Genomic DNA, 17,358 nt, shown 5'->3' with positions numbered 1-17,358 from the left:
TTAATTTATGTCATGCCTATATGTATTCTGTGGATACGAGACACAAAGGAGTTGATATAATGCCACTCATCAACTTACTCGCAACGAATTTTGTTTTTCTTTTTATGTCGTTACCCTGGAATGAACCCTTTACACAGCAGTTATCTTGCGCCCCGCTAGCCCGTTTGAACGCCCAGTTTTTTCTCAGTGATTTTTCTGATTGGCCAAATGCCGAAGGGCTAAATACCTTGAAACAACGATGTTTAGCAGATGTTCGAAACGTCCCGGATTTTATTGACCAAGACGTTTTGCCTCCGAGTGATCATTACTATGAGCAAATTATATTCAACCAAGGGCATATTCCTACCAGAGCTAATGGTTGGCATGACTTGTTCAACGGTTTGGTATGGTTGCAATATCCCCTCACCAAAACGCGTCTAAACCAACTGCATGTTGAAGACATTAAACAGAACGGCCTGAGCCCACGTAGTCGCCAGCGCAACCATATTACTCATTTTGATGAATGTGGAGTAATTTTGGCGGTTGAATCACCAGCGGGCAAAAAGGTGACTGAGTTACTGAGTGAGCATCACTGGACTGAGGCGTTGTACCGCAATAGAGCGCAGTGGGGAGAAGGCATTCATGCCCGCATGTTTGGTCATGCCAACTATGAAATGTTGCTTAACCCGTTCATTGGATTAACAGGAAAATGGCTGGCGGTCCGTGTTGAACCAGGGTTTGCTCAGCGAAGCATGCTTGAGCAAAACGCTGAAGTTGACCGGTGTTTGTGTGGGCTGATAAATACCACTGAACTCTTTAAGCAAGCAAAACCCTTATTACCTTTACCGCTTTTAGGGATTGCCCAGTGGAGTAAACTTAATGCAGACGTACAATTCTATCAAAATACCGATTATTTTCGCCCTAAACGTGCTTAAGCACCTCGTCCTTTATCAAACCTGACAATTAAAATTACTTAATAAAAGATAATGATGAGGGCCCAAACTAGCCAAAGAGTCAGACAAGGGGCAAACGCAATCACTAATGCTCTTCGCCGACTTAACGTGACCCACTGGCTAATGCCTATGGCGAGTAGGTACATGCTCCAAAATATTTCCAGTTTGATGCTACTGGCTAATCCAAACCATGAGGAGGACACGGGAATAGCAAATAGGAACGATAAGGCGCTGGGAGACACAGCATCAAAGCTAATTTGCCCATGATCTAGCCAAAAAAGGATGACGCCGCTAAACAGTGCGCCCACGCACGATGGCAATAATATCCACCAAGTAAAACCAAACCAGTCACTAAAGCTATTGATGTTCTGGGGATCTGATTTGGTCACCACATTAAGGTAAAACGCGATAATAGACACCAACACTAACAACATAATCACAGGGGTAATCACGGTGCCAACAATGCTTTTAGTTGCGTCGAGTGAAGCGCTTATCGCTTGTTGTTCTCCGGGGCTGATGTTGGCAAATTGACTGGCAATAATGACCTCTTTATACCACTGAAAATCAACCACCTGAAAATAGTAATAAACCGGTAAAACAGCGGCAAGTGTAACCAACAAAAACGGCAACCACGACCAGTTATGTTGCTCTTTTAACTGTGCAAACGTTGCCTTAGGATGGCGCAGTACACCGATACAGGCACTGAAGGGATTGAGATGAGAGACCATGAAACGTGTCCTTGTATAACCTATTTTGTGGTTGTTGAAATAACTAATCTTATGATTTTAAACATGATTGTCGCATTTTTCAGCTACTAGGTTGTAGCTATTTGGGCTAAAGTAACAAACTATTTGCAACCTAAGGCAAGCAGCGGGCTGGAGCAAAAAAATAGCCGTGAGCGAAAAAATAGCCGTGAGCGAAAATAATAGCCGTGAGCGAAAAAGCAGTCGCGAGTTAAATAGGGTAAAAGAATGATCGAGATAGTTGGCTTAGCCAAAAAGTTTTCAGTTGAAAATCCTAAAAAACTCAGTGAGCAAGAACGTAAAGATCCCAGACTTAAAGGGCGCTTTTTTCATTCTGTCATTGATGTGTCTTTCACCTGCCAGCAAGGGGAAGTATTAGGTTTGCTGGGCCCAAATGGTGCTGGCAAAACCACGACATTACGCATGTTGTCCACGGCACTCAAACCCGACAGTGGCAGCATTACCATTAATGGTACAGATGTGTTGCAGGATCCGGTAATGGCGCGAAAAAAAATAGGTTTTCTATCAGGCTCGACAGGCTTATACGGGCGACTTTCTGGTCGTGAAAACATTGAATACTTCGCTAAATTACATGGCATGACGCCAGTGCAAATCAAACACAAAATGGAGGCACTTGCCGAGCTCCTTGATATGCATACATTTTTAGACCGGCGCAGTGAGAACTTCTCTACCGGTATGAAACAAAAAGTCGCGATCGCCCGAGCGGTGGTGCATGACCCCGAAGTTGTGATCTTGGATGAGCCGACAACCGGCCTAGACATTATGGCGACTCAAACTGTGTTGCGCTTTATTCGCGGCCTAAAAGAGCAGGGCACGCCGGTGATATTCTCTACCCACCATTTAGATGAAGTGAGCGAATTATGCGACCGTGTAGCGGTTATCGACCAAGGGTTGAGCAAATTTGACGGGGAGTTGAAGGCGTTTACCCAACTCGCTGATGGTTCATTACATCAAGCTTTTTTAACCAGTATCGATACTGAGCGTCAATAAGGAGGGAAAATACAATGTGGTTAGTCTTTTTTAAAGAAATAAAAGAATTGCTGCGCGACCGTAAAACGTTGTTTTTTATGATTGCGTTACCGATCCTCATTTTCCCGTTAATTTTTGGCGGAATGGCGTATTTCACCGCTCAGGCATTCGAAAAAGCGGAAAGCAAAGTCTTGAAATACGCGGTGGTGAACGACCAGTATGCGCCAGAGCTAACAAATGACTTGGCAGCCTCAGATAAGTTTGAGCGTGTAGATATTGCCATTAACGCCGATTACACGGCGTTAATTAACAGTGACACCGTTGATTTTGTAATGGTACTGCCGGAAAACTACAGTGCAGATATCCTTCGAAGCGGTCAGCTAAACATAACACTTTATTTAAATGACGCGGGATTAAACATGGTGCGCAACCGTGTGAATTCAATGGTGCAAAAGTATGCCGATGCGTATCAAGCATCAGCGTTTTCTGAACTTGGTGTCACCCTAGTGCAGCAAGATGCTTTGTTAAAACCCATCGTTCTTGAGCAAATAAGCACAGCGGGTCAACGGGAAAGTTGGGGCGAGAAAATAGGTGGTATGCTGCCATATTTACTGTTTGTATTGTGTTTTCAAGGGGCGATGTTTCCTGCGACCGACATTGGTGCCGGTGAAAAAGAGCGGGGCACATTAGAAACGCTGCTTATTTCACCTATCGATCGTACGAAAATTGTTTTAGGTAAATTTTTAACAATTGCTTGTGCTGGCGCCACCACCGCATTGATTACCGTTGTTAGCATGGCAGTATGGGGGTTAGTGCTCAGCCGCGGCTTTGCTATGCAGTTTGTAGCTGACTTTATGAGCCAAATTGGCATTGTTGATTTTGTTTTGATGTTTTTGATGCTGATCCCGCTGGTGGCTATCTTTGCGGCAGTATTGCTGAGTATTTCAATTTACGCTCGTAGCTTTAAAGAGGCCCAGAGTTATATGGGGCCGTTAGTGATTTTCGTTATCATGCCGGTCATGGTGGCACTCATGCCGGGAGTTAAACTTAAAGGCGGTTGGGCTTGGGTGCCTTTGACAAATGTAGCGCTAGCCATGAAAGAACTGGTAAAAGGTACCATGGACTATTTTCAGTTAATTGGCATTTTTGCTTCAACGGCATTGATTGCTGCATTACTGCTGGGATTTTGTGTGTACTGGTTTAAACAAGAAAAAGTGTTGTTTAGATAAACGACTCAACCCGCTAAACAGGCAAATTTGCTAAACCGGCTAAAACACCTAAACAGGTAAATTTGCTTGATTAGCTAAGCGTCCGGCAGTGATTCACTTCGGGCGTTTTTTAGTTTTGGTACTGTGAGCAACCGGCTTAAGTGTTAGCTAAGGGGTTAGCGAGTCAAATATCGATATCTGCTGATGGCTGTTTTGCGAGGCTGGTAATACTAATGCAGGCAGCGGAGCATCAGGGTAGGTAAGGTTATAATCACGAATAAAGGCCGCCGCTAACCAAGGTGCATCTTTGTTATCAGGCATATGAAAGAAAATGGAAGGGCTTTTACCCTCATCCAGCCAATATTTTATTTTCTTGATCCAGGGTCGATAAAACGACGTGCATTTGTCAATCTGCTGATGGCCGACAAAGCGTACGACAGGTGAATCACCGGTAGCGATAACATTGGTCGGGACCCGCGGCTTTTTACGTTGAACATCGATGACTAATTCGCGCTCTTCGCCGGTGAATTGACTTGGATCACAAGCAAATAAGGCGCGGGTATCCATTATCACTCGGTCTGCCTTATGTGAAAGTAACAACTGATTCAATGCTTTTTCTTGTTCGCCCTTTTGAAAAAATGCCAAGTGGCGGACTTCCACGCTCATAGGTAAATCTGTTGGTATAGTGTCAAGGAGCACGCCAAGTTGGTTGATATGTGCTGGGGTAAATTGCTTAGGTAGCTGTAACATAACGCCGCCAAGGGTTTCGCCGAGCACAGCTAAGTTATCGATCGCGTGCTTTAGTTCGTCTGTACATGTATCGAGTTGACCCGAATGACTAATACTGCGGGGTAACTTAAGAACAAAGCGAAAATCATCAGGCACGCTGTCGAGCCATTTTTTAAGGGTGTCTTGATTGGGTAAATGATAAAAACTGCTATTGCATTCTACGCTATTAAACAGCCTGCTATAGGATTGCAGGGCAGTCTTTTTGCTGCTTTTGGGCGGATAAATACTGCTAAACCAAGCATCATGGGTCCAAATAGGACAGCCTATATTAACTCTTAGCATAAGGACTCTCGTGACTATGAGTCACAAGAATAACAATTATTGCACTTACGTAAAATAATGCAGGGCCGGAAATTCGAATTTGTACCCATTCTAGGGAATTTTCGCTGAGTGGTTAATTGTTTATAGGTATAAAGTCCCGCGAAAAGCGTCAATGTGGGTCATATTTGTGCAACTTAATCATTAACGTCACTCATTATCTTTATGACTGCCTCAGCTCTTGGGGATTGTGTGCTTTGGGTATATACTACGCGGCCTTATTTTTCTTATATTTTAGTAGCTTGGTTTAGAGGCTTATTTCATCATGCGCACAGATTATTGCGGCAACATCAATGCATCACACATCGGACAAACAGTCACTCTTTGCGGTTGGGTAAACCGTCGCCGCGATTTGGGTGGGGTTATTTTTATCGACTTGCGCGACCGCGAAGGTATCGTTCAAGTGGTTTACGATCCAGACTTGGCCGAATTGTTTGATACCGCAAACAGCTTGCGTAGCGAATTTTGTGTTCAAATTGAAGGTCTGGTTCGTGCTCGTCCGCAAGGGCAAGTGAATAAAGACATGGGCACCGGCGAAATCGAAATCTTAGGCAAAGGCTTAACGATTTTGAACAAATCAGCTGTCTTGCCACTGGACAGCAATCAAGAGAATTCAGAAGAGCAGCGTTTAAAATATCGCTACCTTGATCTTCGTCGCCCAGTGATGAGTGACCGTCTTAAGTTTCGTGCAAAAGTCACCAGCGCCGTACGCAGTTATCTTGAAGGCGACGGCTTCCTTGATATCGAAACGCCTATGCTGACCAAAGCGACCCCTGAAGGCGCCCGGGATTATTTAGTGCCAAGTCGTACCCATAAAGGGAAGTTCTTTGCGTTACCCCAGTCACCTCAATTGTTTAAGCAATTGTTGATGATGTCCGGTATGGACCGCTACTACCAAATCGTTAAATGTTTCCGTGACGAAGATTTACGTGCCGATCGTCAGCCTGAATTTACTCAAATCGATATCGAGACCACCTTTCTGGGTGCCGAGCAAGTAATGAAAATCACTGAAGGGATGATCCGCAACTTGTTCATGAAAATGCTGAACGTTGATTTAGGCGAATTCCCGCAAATGACTTATGCCGATGCCATGCGCCGATTTGGCAGTGACAAGCCTGATTTACGTAACCCATTAGAGTTGGTTGACGTGGCGGACATCTTAAAAGATGTAGAGTTTAAAGTGTTCTCTGGTCCGGCAAATGATGCTAAAGGCCGCGTAGCGGTTATTCGCGTGCCAGGCGGTGCGAGCATGACCCGTAAGCAAATCGATGAATACACTAAATTTGTCGGGATTTATGGTGCTAAAGGCCTAGCGTGGATGAAAGTAAACGATATCGATGCGGGCCTTGAAGGTTTGCAATCGCCTATCTTGAAATTTTTAGGTGAAGATGTGGCCAAGCAAGTGCTATCAAGAGTTGAAGCACAAAGCGGTGATATTCTATTGTTTGGGGCTGACAGCGCAACGGTTGTAACCGAAGCATTGGGGGCACTGCGCTTGAAAGTGGGTGAAGATTTAGACTTGCTTGAAGGTGAGTGGAAACCGCTTTGGGTGATTGACTTCCCTATGTTTGAAGAATTCGATGGCCAGTTTTATGCGCTGCATCATCCATTTACCGCTCCTCGTGATATGACGGCAGAGCAACTTGCTGCAGACCCCGCCAATGCGTTATCAAATGCTTATGACATGGTATTGAACGGCTGTGAATTAGGCGGTGGTTCGGTGCGTATTCATAACCAAGACATGCAAGCTAAAGTGTTTAATATCTTGGGGATCAGCGAAGAAGAAGCGGAAGTGAAATTTGGCTTCTTACTGGATGCCCTTAAATTTGGTGCGCCACCTCATGCCGGTTTAGCATTTGGTTTAGACCGCTTAGTAATGCTGATGACGGGTGCAACGTCTATTCGTGACGTGATGGCGTTCCCGAAAACAACGACTGCTGCGTGTCCATTAACGGATGCGCCTGGTATTGCCAGTGACGAGCAATTGAAAGAGTTGTCAATCAAGACTGACATCGTTCAGGAAAAAGCCCCAAGCGCGGAGTAATTTTTCTGCAAACTAGCAAAAATGCTTATCGGCGTCCTGAATCGGCATTGGTGGTCATATATGACTGCCAATGTCGAGTGTTAGTGATGCAGCGCCAAGATGATCCTAACTTTTGGCAGTCGGTGACCGGTACGCTGGAAATCGGCGAGTTGGCTATCAATACCGCCCTAAGAGAAGTCAAAGAAGAAACCGGCATTGATATTCAACAAGCGGGTTATCACTTACACGATCATCAGCAGATAAATCGTTACGCCATTCGTGACATCTGGCAACATCGCTACCCGCCAAACACGCCCTTTAATACCGAGCATGTATTTTCAATACAAGTAAAGGATGATGTAGCTATTATCCTCACCGAGCATTTAGCCTATCAATGGTTAGAAAAAAACGCTGCCATGGCTAAAGTCTGGTCTGATACAAATCGGGCTGCAATCAAAGATTGCGTACCCGATGCGAACATGCCAACGTAAATCGGCAATATATAATTAATAGGTACATTGAAACTCGTGGCAATTATTCTCGGCATAGATCCTGGCTCACGCATTACTGGCTACGGCGTAATACAAAGGGCAGGGCGACAACAACAATATTTAGGCAGTGGTTGTATTCGAATGCAGGGGGACGCACTGGCGCCGCGATTACAGCAAATATTTGACGGTGTCAGCCAGTTAATACTGCAATATAAACCCGATATGTTCGCTATTGAGCAAGTCTTTATGGCTAAAAACCCTGATTCAGCGTTAAAACTGGGTCAAGCCCGAGGCGCGGCTATTGTTGCAGCGTCCAACCAAGGACTTGATGTAGCGGAGTATTCCGCTCGGCAAATTAAACAATCTGTGGTGGGCAACGGGAACGCACAAAAAAGCCAAGTACAACATATGGTCACGTTTATTTTGAAGCTACCGGGCACGCCTCAAGCTGATGCTGCAGATGCATTAGCGGTTGCGCTTTGCCATAGCCACACCAACGAAAACCTCATCAAGATGTCAGGTCAGGTGAAAAAGACCGTACGCGGCAGATTACGATAAATAACAACACTAGAGAATGAACATGATAGGCAGAATACGCGGCACAGTAGTAGAAAAACAGCCACCAGAGGTACTCATCGATGTAGCTGGAGTCGGCTATGAAATACAAATTCCCATGACCAGTTTTTATCAATTACCTGAGGTAGGTGCCGAGGCCAGCGTTTATACTCACTTTGTGGTGCGCGAAGATGCACAATTGTTGTTTGGTTTTGCTGATAAAAATGAGCGCGCCGTATTTAGAGAGTTAATTAAAGCCAGCGGCGTAGGGCCTAAATTGGCATTAACGATTTTGTCGGGCATGTCGGGGCAGCATTTCATGCAGTGTGTTGCACACGAAGACATTACCGCGTTGGTGAAGTTACCTGGCGTTGGTAAGAAAACCGCAGAGCGTTTAGTGATAGAAATGCGCGATCGCTTTAAAAAACTAAGCTTAGAGCAATCTGCAAGTGATGATTTTGCTCTGCAAGGCAATAATAGTATTGAAAATACCTTTGTTACTTCAAGTGATGCGAAAGAAGAAGCCCTAAGCGCACTGATAGCACTTGGGTATAAGGCGCCTCAAGCGAGTAAAGTGATAAATTCTGTGTATGTAAAAGACATCACCAGTGAAGAATTAATTCGCGAAGCATTGCGGGCAATGATCTGATTTCACCTAGGAAAATACAGGCCTAAAAGCCCGTTATTAAATAGTCTATGCAGTTTGCTTGAGTATCCGTCTCGACTCTCATAGACTACGCACTGTATATAAAACCACTACCAAAAGTTAAATAATTCTCATGATAGAAGCCGATCGTCTCATTCAACCTACCGCCCTACGCGAAGATGAAGTCATCGATCGTGCTATCCGCCCTAAAATGCTGGCGGATTATACAGGGCAAGACCATGTGTGTGAGCAAATGGATATCTTTATTCAGGCCGCGCGTAAACGCAGTGATGCGTTGGATCATTTATTGATTTTTGGCCCCCCAGGCTTAGGCAAAACGACCTTGGCGAATATCGTGGCAAACGAAATGGGCGTGAGTATCAAAACGACCTCAGGGCCGGTACTTGAAAAAGCGGGGGACTTAGCGGCGCTGCTAACCAATTTAGAAGAAAACGATGTGTTGTTTATTGATGAAATTCATCGTTTGAGCCCAGTGGTGGAAGAAATTCTGTACCCTGCGATGGAAGATTATCAGCTGGATATCATGATAGGAGAGGGGCCAGCTGCCCGCTCAATTAAACTTGAGTTACCGCCGTTTACCTTGATTGGTGCAACAACACGAGCAGGCTCATTGACGTCACCATTGCGCGACAGATTCGGTATTGTGCAGCGCCTTGAGTTTTACAATATTAAAGATTTAACCCAAATCGTAAAGCGTTCTGCCCATTTCCTGGAATTAAATTTAGACGAGGAAGGCGCGATGGAAATCGCCAAGCGCTCCCGCGGTACACCGCGAATCAGTAACCGCTTGCTGCGCAGGGTACGAGATTATGCCGAAATAAAAGCAAACGGTGAAATTAGCAGTGACGTTGCTTCAGCTGCGCTGGATATGCTGGATGTAGATAAAGAAGGCTTTGACTACATGGACCGAAAATTGCTGACCACCATCATAGATAAATTTATGGGTGGGCCTGTGGGTCTCGATAACTTAGCGGCGGCGATTGGTGAAGAACGAGACACGATAGAAGATGTGATAGAGCCCTTTTTAATTCAACAAGGGTTCTTGCAGCGTACCCCAAGAGGGCGAATTGTGTCTCAGCGGGCATATTTGCATTTTGGTTATGATTACGAGCCTAATTGATTTTGTATACCGCCAAAGGAGTGGTAATACTTTTTAAGTCGTAAAAAATAGGCAAAAAAAAGCCCGCATAAATTATGCGGGCAAAGCAACAAATAAAGTTGAATGGAATAAAATTCCAGGGAACATGTCAGTCAACAGGGAGTCGACATAGCATCTGATTAACGCCTGGTTGGAAACATTCGCTAATCGAGAAGACAACGTCATTATAGCCTCGCCGCGAAGAACCACAATTGAGAAAAATTACCATTTTATGATTAGTTTTTCTAATGCGTAATGTCTTTACTTATTTTGTATAAAACTTGTTAATACCTGTCACTTTTTATTTTTATCATTAAAAACAATGGTTTATTTTTTACTGAGTGTTATTTAACCTATTATTTTTTTTGTTACAAATATCTTTGATAAACGTATTTTTGCGAAAATATTGAATATCTATGCATATTTGTCGCGCTTATTATGTTGTATTACAACGCTGGGTTTAGTTAAATGGATCTATCTTTTTGAATTTTAATGCTTTAATTTTTAGTGGCGCATCATGATTAGTCTTTTGCATCGCATAGTTATGCGCTGGTTGGAGACGGTATGTAATAGTGTGGGGGAAAAGTGACGTTGCAGAAAAACTTAGCAGTATTTGAACACCAAATAAGGGTGTATTATGAAGATACGGATGCAGGCGGAATTGTTTATTACGCGAATTATTTGAAGTTTCTAGAGCGCGCCAGAACAGAGTGGTTGCGCTCGATGGGGATTGAACAAGATGGGTTATTGGAACGATCTATCGGTTTTGTCGTCAAACGTGTCGAAATGGACAATCAAGCGCCTGCACGATTTAATGAACTATTGAGAATTCAAAGCGAAATAGTAGAATTGAAACGCGCAAGTTTGGTGTTCAAACAAACAATAATAAGTCCAAGTGGTCAACGCTTGGTCAGTGCTTTAATTAGGGTGGCGTGCGTGGACCTTCAGCAAATGAAACCTATCGCCATCCCCGGATTTATACTAGAGGAATTCTCGCGTGTCGGCTGAGTTATCAATATTTGGATTATTTTGGCAAGCTAGCTTATTAGTTCAGCTTGTGATGTTGTTGTTATTAGCCGCGTCTGTGGCATCTTGGACGTTTATTTTTCAGCGTTCGCAGGCGTTGAGCCGTGCAAAAAATGATATGAAAAAATTTGAGGATAAATTTTGGTCAGGGGTCGATTTAAATCGTCTTTATCAAGAATTAGCTGCTCGAGAATCAGTGCAAGGTATGGCCAGTTTATTCTGTGCTGGCTTTAAAGAATTTGTCCGCTTGCGTAAGTCGTCATCTACCCCATCTGAGGCGATAATGGACGGTACTTACCGTGCGATGCGTGTTTCCTTGTCAAGAGAAATTGACGAATTAGAGAGCCGTTTACCTTTCTTGGCGACTGTGGGCTCAATTAGCCCGTATATTGGTTTATTTGGTACTGTGTGGGGGATCATGAATGCGTTTATCGCTTTGGGTGAAGTCCAACAAGCCACGCTAGCCATGGTGGCGCCTGGTATCGCTGAGGCGTTGATCGCAACCGCTATGGGTCTGTTTGCCGCTATCCCTTCTGTTATCGCTTATAACCGTTTCAGCCATCAAGTAGAAAAGCTCGAAAACAACTACGGTAACTTTATGGAAGAGTTTTCCAGCATATTGCATCGTCAGTCGCTGGTAACAAAGGCGGATACCGTCACCAACGGTCCAGCTCAGGGCTAATAGGCAACGATTATGTATGTAAGAAAACGCCGTCGTCCGGTGTCTGAAATCAATGTTGTGCCCTACATCGATGTGATGTTGGTGTTGCTGATTATCTTTATGGTAACCGCACCGCTTGTGACTCAAGGTGTTAAGGTAGATTTACCAAAAGCAGAAGCGCAACCGCTAGAAGATGATAGCAAGCCACCGCTAATTGCTTCCGTTGATGCAGATGGAAATTACTTCCTGAATATCGCTGAAGACCAAGAGCAGGCCATGACAGCTGTAGATGTGGCCACGTTAGTTGCGGCGCATTTGCGAATTGAACCTGAAACCCCAGTCGTGGTGAAAGGGGATGGCGCAGTGCCGTACAGCAATATAGTGCAGTTGATGGTGCTTTTGCAGCGTGCTGGTGCGCCTTCTGTCGGTCTTATGACTGACCCTCCTGAGAAATAAGCATTTAGCAGATATGAAGTTAAAATTGTCGCTACCTTTGATTAAATCACTGAGTTTGCATCTCGTTTTCGGAGTGCTTCTCTTTGCAGGCATGGATGTTAAGTTGCCTCAAGAAACGCTTGAAATGGCGTCATCTCAACCGGTTATAGAGGCCGTGGCGGTAGATGCCAACGCGGTTGATGACCAAATTAAGCGGATTGAAGATCAGAAGAAGCGCAAGCAAAAGGTTGAAGAAGACCGAATCGCTGAACTGGAACGTCGTGCGAACGAGGCTGAACGCAAGCGTAAACAACAAGAGCAAGAAGCGGTTGAAATAGAGCAACGCACCAAGCGCCAACGTGAAGAACGTAAACAGGCTGAGCAAGCTGCAATTGCTGCGCGTAAAAAGCAAGAGCGAGAAAAGGCCAAAGCGAAAGCAGCGGAGGCGGAGCGTAAACGCAAAGAGTTAGAGCGTAAGAAGGCGGAAGAGCGAGCTAGAAAGGCCAAGGAAGCGCGCGAGAAGGAAGAAAAAGCCTTGAAAGAGGCGCAGCGCAAGAAAGCAGAAGCAGCGGAGAAAGCGCGTCAAGAGCGTGCCTTGCAAGATCAACTTGAAGCTGAGCAGGCTGTGCGCCAGCAGCGACGAAGCAAGCAAGTATTAACCGAAGTACAAAAGTATCAAGCCCTGATCCATCAAGCTATTCAGCGACAGCTAATTGTAGATAACTCAATGCGCGGAAAATCCTGCCAGTTGAATATCCGTTTAGCATCGTCTGGTTTAGTTATTCAGGTAAAAGAACTAGGTGGAGATCCTATCTTATGCAGAGCTGCTAAATCTGCTGTTTTCAAGGCCGGTACCCTTCCGGTATCAAAGGAAGCTGATGTGTATGAGAAGCTCCGTGATATTAATTTAACTGTAGAGCCCGATTTATAATGACAAGATTGACCCGTGTTTTAACATTTTTAAGTGTAGTGCTCACTGCATCTAGCCAGGCGAGTTTGGAAATTGTGATCACCGAAGGAATCGATTCTGCGCGACCAATTGCCATTGTGCCATTCAAATGGAATGGCCCAGGCCAAATGCCAGAAAGCTTATCCGAAGTGGTTAGCGGCGACCTATTACGAAGCGGTAAGTTTAGCCCTATCGATAGCACTGACATGCCAGGGCAACCTCATAACGACAATGAATTGGATTATAGTGCTTGGGCAGCAACCGGCGTCGAAGCTATTTTGGTGGGTTCGGTCACCCCTGAAGGCCCTGATCGTTATCGTGTTAACTTCACATTAGTCGACGCTATTAGAGGTCAAATCACCGGTGGCAATGCGCGGGCATTAAGCGGTGGTAAATTAACCAACAGTAACGACCATATTTTAGATAGCCGCCAGACTGTTATTACAGGCCAAGGATTTAGACAATACGCTCATCGCATCAGTGATGTGGTGTACGAAAAATTAACGGGTGAGAAGGGCGCCTTTATGACGCGTATTGCTTACGTTGTTGTGCGGGACCGTAAAACCAATGAGTTTCCTTATCAGCTCGTTGTTGCAGACTATGACGGTGTTAACGAGACGATGTTACTGCGCTCTAAAGAGCCTTTGATGTCACCTTCTTGGTCGCCTGACGGGACCAAGCTGGCTTATGTCACATTTGAAAATAAGCGCTCACAGATATACATTCAAGACTTATACACCATGAGCCGAACGCAAATGACCGATTTTCCTGGCATAAACAGTGCGCCGGTTTTCTCACCCAACGGTAGGCAATTAGCCATGGTGTTATCGAAAGACGGTAACCCAGAGATTTACGTGATGGACGTGGCTTCTAAACGCCTAGAGCGGATAACTCGCAACCGAGCGATAGACACGGAACCGAGCTGGACACCCGATGGTAAGAGCTTGATATTTAGTTCCGAACGGGGTGGTAAACCGCAAATATATCGCGTAGATTTAGCCAGTAACAACGTCAGAAGGGTAACGTTTGATGGCGAAATGAACCTTGGGGGAACCATCACCCCAGACGGCGGTCGCATGGTTATGGTCAACCGTACCAGAGGGAACTACCATATTGCCGCTCAGGATTTAGAAAACGGAAATATTCAGGTATTAACCAAAACCTATTTGGATGAATCCCCGAGTATTGCACCAAATGGAAGTATGATTATTTACAGTACGTTACACCAAGGCAAGCAAGTTTTATCCTTGGTTTCCTTGGATGGTCGCTTTAAGGCGCGTTTACCCGCTTCTGATGGGCAGGTTAAGTCGCCAAGTTGGTCTCCATTTTTGTTGTAACAAGTTCAACCTATTTATAAATTTGATAATAATAAGGAATTAGAAAATGCAACTTAGCAAAATATTCAAAGGCATCACACTTGCACTACCTATTGTGACAATGGTTGCTTGTTCATCAGGTCCTAGCGAAGAAGAGTTAGCCGCAGAGAGTAACCGTGTTGCTGCTGCCCAAGCTGAAGCTGATCGCAAGGCGGCAGAAGAAGCAAAAGTGCAAGCAGGCAATATGAAGCCTATGTTGTCTCCTGAAGAAGTCATGCAGAAAGAAAAAAGTGCATTGATGGAAGATCAGGTTGTTTATTTTGATTTCGACCGTTCAAGCGTCAGTTCTAAGTATTACTCTTTGCTTGATCAACACGCTGCATTCTTGGTGAAAAACCCAGGCCAAGCAGTAGTTATTGAAGGCCATTGTGATAACCGCGGTACGCCTGAATACAACATTGCGTTAGGTGAACGCCGTGCTAAATCAGTTGAGACATACTTGATGAATGCTGGTGTGAGCGCATCTCAAGTTTCTGTTGTTTCATATGGCGAAGAAAAGCCAGTTGATACATCAGGCACTGCAGCTGCATTTGCTGAAAACCGTCGTGGTGTTCTTGTATATCAATAAAAGTTGGATTTATGAATAAACGCATTCTTGCGCTTACTCTGACAGCGATATTTGGAGCCGCAGTAAATGCGGCTCCTGCGCCTGTAGCGGATGTAAGCAGTGGCAGTACAGAGTCACGTCTAACCACCTTAGAGCGCCTTTTTAATACACGTACAGCGCAGCAACATCGCGTTCAGGAGCAGCTGGATTTGCTTCAGAATGAAGTGAATGAGTTACGTGGCAGTATTGAGAAGCATAATTATCAACTAGAGCGGATATTAGAGCGTCAACGAGAGCTGTATTTAGAGATTGATAAACGCATTGCTGCTGTGATGACGCAAAATGGCAGTGGAGCCACTGACGAGTTTAATCAGACTAATCAAGTTAGCCAACCTAGCTCTCAAACTAGCCTGAATGAAGATCAAGCGTATGATAAAGCTGTCAACCTTATCTTAAAAGACAAGCTGTATGATGATGCTATTCCTGAGTTCCAATCCTTCTTGCAAAACTTCCCTAATTCAAGTTATGCCTCAAATGCGCATTACTGGTTAGGGCAATTGTTATTTAATAAACAAGATTGGGCGGCAGCGGCAAATCAGTTTGAAACATTGATGAATCAATTTCCGGATTCTTCGAAGCGCGCAGATGCCATGTTGAAATTAGGTATTTGTGAGCAAGAGCGTTCAAATATTGCCCGAGCAGAACAATTATGGAAAAAAGTGTTAACGGAATACCCGACTTCTTCAGCAAGGAAACTGGCTGAAATTAAATTAAATGCCGTTAAATAGATAACGGCATTCCTTATTTTATTAGTGTTAATGCTTCGCTTTAGCGTAAAAAATAACCGCACAACATGCGTTTTGTATGCTTTTTCAGCAAACGATACGAATTATGAAAATAAAGCTTAATTTAAGGTTGCATGAAGTTTCGAATTCAGTATTATATGCGCCCTCGTCACCGAGAGACGAGAAGCAAAGCAAGAAAGGTATATTTTCCCTTAGTTGATTTGCAGTTAGATTTAATTTGATGGGTCGTTAGCTCAGTTGGTAGAGCAGTTGACTTTTAATCAATTGGTCGCTGGTTCGAATCCAGCACGACCCACCAGTTAAATCAAACAATTCAAAGCGTTACAATTAGATGGGTCGTTAGCTCAGTTGGTAGAGCAGTTGACTTTTAATCAATTGGTCGCTGGTTCGAATCCAGCACGACCCACCATCTAATATCCAGTTTATTGTATCTCTTCGTTATATTTCCCATTTTGCTAAAACACTCTATTTTATTTTTGTATCGATAGATCTTCGACGTGCTTGTGTTCTGTAATCGCTATTCTTGTGGTGCTTAAATCAATCTGCAATTTTACTTCTTTGCAAAGCGTTCGGTTCTGATTAAAATTTCGTCATCAGTTATTCGCTTTCTTTAAGGTTGATTAGTCGGTACTGTGTCTCTGTATGATTATACTTTAGTATTAATTGAGCAAGGTTTTACCGATGGAATTTAATTTACCTTGTAACTATTCTTCATTTTTCTATTTACATAGCGCTAGATGTATTAATCTTGAACATTAGAGATGGGTTGACTTACACTCTTACATAATCAAATTAAGGATAAACGTGCGTATGAATGCTCTTGAGTATGCCGAAAAAGCAGGTGATTTGTTTGTATTGCCTGACTCAGTCACAAAAATAAAACAGCTTATTGATGATGGCAGTGCTTCTATCAACGAAGTGGCAGAGGTCATAAATTACGATCCGGCGATTGCAGCGCAAATTTTGAAAATAGCTAACAGCGCCTTATACAAATTTCCCACAGTGATAACCACCGTTAATAAAGCGATTCAAGTCATAGGAACAGACTCAGTTTATGATTTAGTGCTCGCGTACGGCATCTCACACGCTTTTAAAGATATGAATGACAGTGAGGTGGACTTCAGTGTTTTTTGGGAGCTAGGGGTGAGCTGTGGCTTGTTAGCAAAATATATTGCCCAAGAGACGTCCGCTAAAAATCCCGATAAGATGTTTGTGTGCGGTTTACTACACAATATTGGCGAATTAGCCGTGTTGCAGCTTACACCCGACGTAGCAACGCAGTGCAGTTCATTTTCGGCGGAGCATTGCCCTGTCACCTTGCAGAATAAGTATCTTGGTTTGAGCTACGCGCAAATAAGCGCTGAATTGCTCAAGCTTTGGGGGATCCCCAGTGAAATTTATGCGCCTATTGCCCACCAGCATGCTTCTTTGCACAAAGCGCAAAGTCATGAAGAGAAAATACTGCAGCTTGCGTCTGGTTTGGCGCTCAATAACGTATACAGTGAGATCTATAATCGACTCGATAATATCGAACCTGCGCAATATGAAATCCTCGACTTAGATGACGAAGACTTGGACGCGGCGCTCGATTTTACCAATATGCAGCTGATCAGTACCTTGGCTATTTTTAGCCCGTCAACCTTTAGCATTTACTAAATTGAGCTGAACCTTATCCCGTAGAGAACTAACTAGTTACGAGTAGGA

The 17,358-nt window shown here is 44.2% G+C and carries 18 protein-coding genes and 2 tRNA genes; 18 read left to right on the top strand and 2 right to left on the bottom strand.

Annotation, left to right across the window (positions count from 1 at the left end; all coding sequences use genetic code 11):
• Positions 1–59: 59 nt before the first annotated feature.
• A complete protein-coding gene (locus PATL_RS15130) occupies positions 60–914 on the top strand; it encodes a DUF3025 domain-containing protein (RefSeq protein WP_011575715.1) in 855 nt (284 codons plus the stop codon).
• Between the two features lie 38 nt (positions 915–952).
• Here the strand turns inward: PATL_RS15130 and PATL_RS15125 are convergent, their stop codons facing one another.
• On the bottom strand, positions 953–1,660 hold the full coding sequence (locus tag PATL_RS15125; RefSeq protein WP_011575714.1) for a YIP1 family protein: 708 nt from the start codon (positions 1,658–1,660) through the stop codon (positions 953–955).
• Between the two features lie 243 nt (positions 1,661–1,903).
• Here PATL_RS15125 and PATL_RS15120 point away from each other — a divergent pair, with 243 nt between their 5' ends.
• Together PATL_RS15120 and PATL_RS15115 are read left to right on the top strand one after the other, a co-directional pair.
• On the top strand, positions 1,904–2,686 hold the full coding sequence (locus PATL_RS15120) for an ATP-binding cassette domain-containing protein (protein WP_011575713.1): 783 nt from the start codon (positions 1,904–1,906) through the stop codon (positions 2,684–2,686).
• 14 nt (positions 2,687–2,700) lie between these two features.
• Positions 2,701–3,894, top strand: a complete 1,194-nt coding sequence (locus PATL_RS15115) for an ABC transporter permease (RefSeq protein ID WP_011575712.1) — start codon at positions 2,701–2,703, stop codon at positions 3,892–3,894.
• Positions 3,895–4,041: 147 nt separating this feature from the next.
• Here PATL_RS15115 and PATL_RS15110 read toward each other — a convergent pair whose 3' ends face one another.
• A complete protein-coding gene (locus PATL_RS15110) occupies positions 4,042–4,944 on the bottom strand; it encodes a DUF72 domain-containing protein (protein WP_011575711.1) in 903 nt (300 codons plus the stop codon).
• A gap of 301 nt (positions 4,945–5,245) precedes the next feature.
• Between PATL_RS15110 and aspS the strand changes: the two genes are divergently transcribed.
• The 15 genes from aspS (at position 5,246) to PATL_RS15035 (ending at position 17,310) form a co-directional block, all read left to right on the top strand.
• Positions 5,246–7,024, top strand: a complete 1,779-nt coding sequence (gene aspS, locus PATL_RS15105; RefSeq protein ID WP_011575710.1) for an aspartate--tRNA ligase — start codon at positions 5,246–5,248, stop codon at positions 7,022–7,024.
• Between the two features lie 5 nt (positions 7,025–7,029).
• Positions 7,030–7,494 carry a dihydroneopterin triphosphate diphosphatase gene (gene nudB / locus PATL_RS15100; protein ID WP_081429944.1) on the top strand — a complete coding sequence of 155 codons (465 nt, stop codon included), beginning with the start codon at positions 7,030–7,032 and terminating at the stop codon, positions 7,492–7,494.
• A gap of 36 nt (positions 7,495–7,530) precedes the next feature.
• Positions 7,531–8,052 (top strand): crossover junction endodeoxyribonuclease RuvC, encoded by a 522-nt coding sequence (ruvC, locus tag PATL_RS15095; RefSeq protein ID WP_006993621.1) that lies wholly within the window; start codon positions 7,531–7,533, stop codon positions 8,050–8,052.
• Between the two features lie 22 nt (positions 8,053–8,074).
• Positions 8,075–8,698 (top strand): Holliday junction branch migration protein RuvA, encoded by a 624-nt coding sequence (ruvA, locus tag PATL_RS15090; RefSeq protein WP_041713928.1) that lies wholly within the window; start codon positions 8,075–8,077, stop codon positions 8,696–8,698.
• Positions 8,699–8,828: 130 nt separating this feature from the next.
• Positions 8,829–9,836, top strand: a complete 1,008-nt coding sequence (gene ruvB, locus PATL_RS15085) for a Holliday junction branch migration DNA helicase RuvB (protein WP_011575707.1) — start codon at positions 8,829–8,831, stop codon at positions 9,834–9,836.
• Between the two features lie 603 nt (positions 9,837–10,439).
• Positions 10,440–10,862: a tol-pal system-associated acyl-CoA thioesterase gene (ybgC, locus tag PATL_RS15080; RefSeq protein ID WP_011575706.1), complete on the top strand. Its 423-nt coding sequence runs from the start codon at positions 10,440–10,442 to the stop codon at positions 10,860–10,862.
• Positions 10,852–11,562 (top strand): protein TolQ, encoded by a 711-nt coding sequence (tolQ, locus tag PATL_RS15075; RefSeq protein ID WP_011575705.1) that lies wholly within the window; start codon positions 10,852–10,854, stop codon positions 11,560–11,562. The genes ybgC and tolQ overlap by 11 nt, the downstream gene beginning before the upstream one ends.
• A 12-nt stretch (positions 11,563–11,574) precedes the next feature.
• Positions 11,575–11,997 carry a protein TolR gene (tolR, locus tag PATL_RS15070; RefSeq protein WP_011575704.1) on the top strand — a complete coding sequence of 141 codons (423 nt, stop codon included), beginning with the start codon at positions 11,575–11,577 and terminating at the stop codon, positions 11,995–11,997.
• Between the two features lie 13 nt (positions 11,998–12,010).
• Complete coding sequence (gene tolA, locus PATL_RS15065; RefSeq protein ID WP_011575703.1) at positions 12,011–12,907, top strand: cell envelope integrity protein TolA; 897 nt, start codon at positions 12,011–12,013, stop codon at positions 12,905–12,907.
• The gene (gene tolB / locus PATL_RS15060; RefSeq protein WP_011575702.1) at positions 12,907–14,262 is read left to right on the top strand and encodes a Tol-Pal system beta propeller repeat protein TolB; all 1,356 of its coding nucleotides are present in this window, start codon (positions 12,907–12,909) and stop codon (positions 14,260–14,262) included. The genes tolA and tolB overlap by 1 nt, the downstream gene beginning before the upstream one ends.
• A 46-nt stretch (positions 14,263–14,308) precedes the next feature.
• Complete coding sequence (gene pal, locus PATL_RS15055) at positions 14,309–14,869, top strand: peptidoglycan-associated lipoprotein Pal (RefSeq protein WP_011575701.1); 561 nt, start codon at positions 14,309–14,311, stop codon at positions 14,867–14,869.
• Between the two features lie 11 nt (positions 14,870–14,880).
• Complete coding sequence (gene ybgF / locus PATL_RS15050) at positions 14,881–15,636, top strand: tol-pal system protein YbgF (RefSeq protein ID WP_011575700.1); 756 nt, start codon at positions 14,881–14,883, stop codon at positions 15,634–15,636.
• A 240-nt stretch (positions 15,637–15,876) separates the two neighbouring features.
• Positions 15,877–15,952, top strand: a tRNA-Lys gene (locus tag PATL_RS15045).
• 35 nt (positions 15,953–15,987) lie between these two features.
• Positions 15,988–16,063, top strand: a tRNA-Lys gene (locus tag PATL_RS15040).
• Between the two features lie 401 nt (positions 16,064–16,464).
• Complete coding sequence (locus PATL_RS15035; RefSeq protein WP_011575699.1) at positions 16,465–17,310, top strand: HDOD domain-containing protein; 846 nt, start codon at positions 16,465–16,467, stop codon at positions 17,308–17,310.
• The last annotated feature ends 48 nt before the right edge of the window (positions 17,311–17,358 follow it).

The organism is Paraglaciecola sp. T6c (assembly GCF_000014225.1).
GTDB classification, from domain to species: domain Bacteria; phylum Pseudomonadota; class Gammaproteobacteria; order Enterobacterales; family Alteromonadaceae; genus Paraglaciecola; species Paraglaciecola atlantica_A.
The sequence above is the reverse complement of the archived record's forward strand: the minus strand, read 5'-3'. Positions and strand labels throughout refer to the sequence as shown.

Coding starts and splice junctions, on each gene's coding strand:
- PATL_RS15130 (WP_011575715.1), top strand. CDS start 60: ATGCCACTCATCAACTTACTCGCAACGAATTTTGTTTTTCTTTTTATG.
- PATL_RS15125 (WP_011575714.1), bottom strand. CDS start 1,660: ATGGTCTCTCATCTCAATCCCTTCAGTGCCTGTATCGGTGTACTGCGC.
- PATL_RS15120 (WP_011575713.1), top strand. CDS start 1,904: ATGATCGAGATAGTTGGCTTAGCCAAAAAGTTTTCAGTTGAAAATCCT.
- PATL_RS15115 (WP_011575712.1), top strand. CDS start 2,701: ATGTGGTTAGTCTTTTTTAAAGAAATAAAAGAATTGCTGCGCGACCGT.
- PATL_RS15110 (WP_011575711.1), bottom strand. CDS start 4,944: ATGCTAAGAGTTAATATAGGCTGTCCTATTTGGACCCATGATGCTTGG.
- aspS (WP_011575710.1), top strand. CDS start 5,246: ATGCGCACAGATTATTGCGGCAACATCAATGCATCACACATCGGACAA.
- ruvA (WP_041713928.1), top strand. CDS start 8,075: ATGATAGGCAGAATACGCGGCACAGTAGTAGAAAAACAGCCACCAGAG.
- ruvB (WP_011575707.1), top strand. CDS start 8,829: ATGATAGAAGCCGATCGTCTCATTCAACCTACCGCCCTACGCGAAGAT.
- tolR (WP_011575704.1), top strand. CDS start 11,575: ATGTATGTAAGAAAACGCCGTCGTCCGGTGTCTGAAATCAATGTTGTG.
- tolA (WP_011575703.1), top strand. CDS start 12,011: ATGAAGTTAAAATTGTCGCTACCTTTGATTAAATCACTGAGTTTGCAT.
- tolB (WP_011575702.1), top strand. CDS start 12,907: ATGACAAGATTGACCCGTGTTTTAACATTTTTAAGTGTAGTGCTCACT.
- pal (WP_011575701.1), top strand. CDS start 14,309: ATGCAACTTAGCAAAATATTCAAAGGCATCACACTTGCACTACCTATT.
- ybgF (WP_011575700.1), top strand. CDS start 14,881: ATGAATAAACGCATTCTTGCGCTTACTCTGACAGCGATATTTGGAGCC.
- PATL_RS15035 (WP_011575699.1), top strand. CDS start 16,465: ATGAATGCTCTTGAGTATGCCGAAAAAGCAGGTGATTTGTTTGTATTG.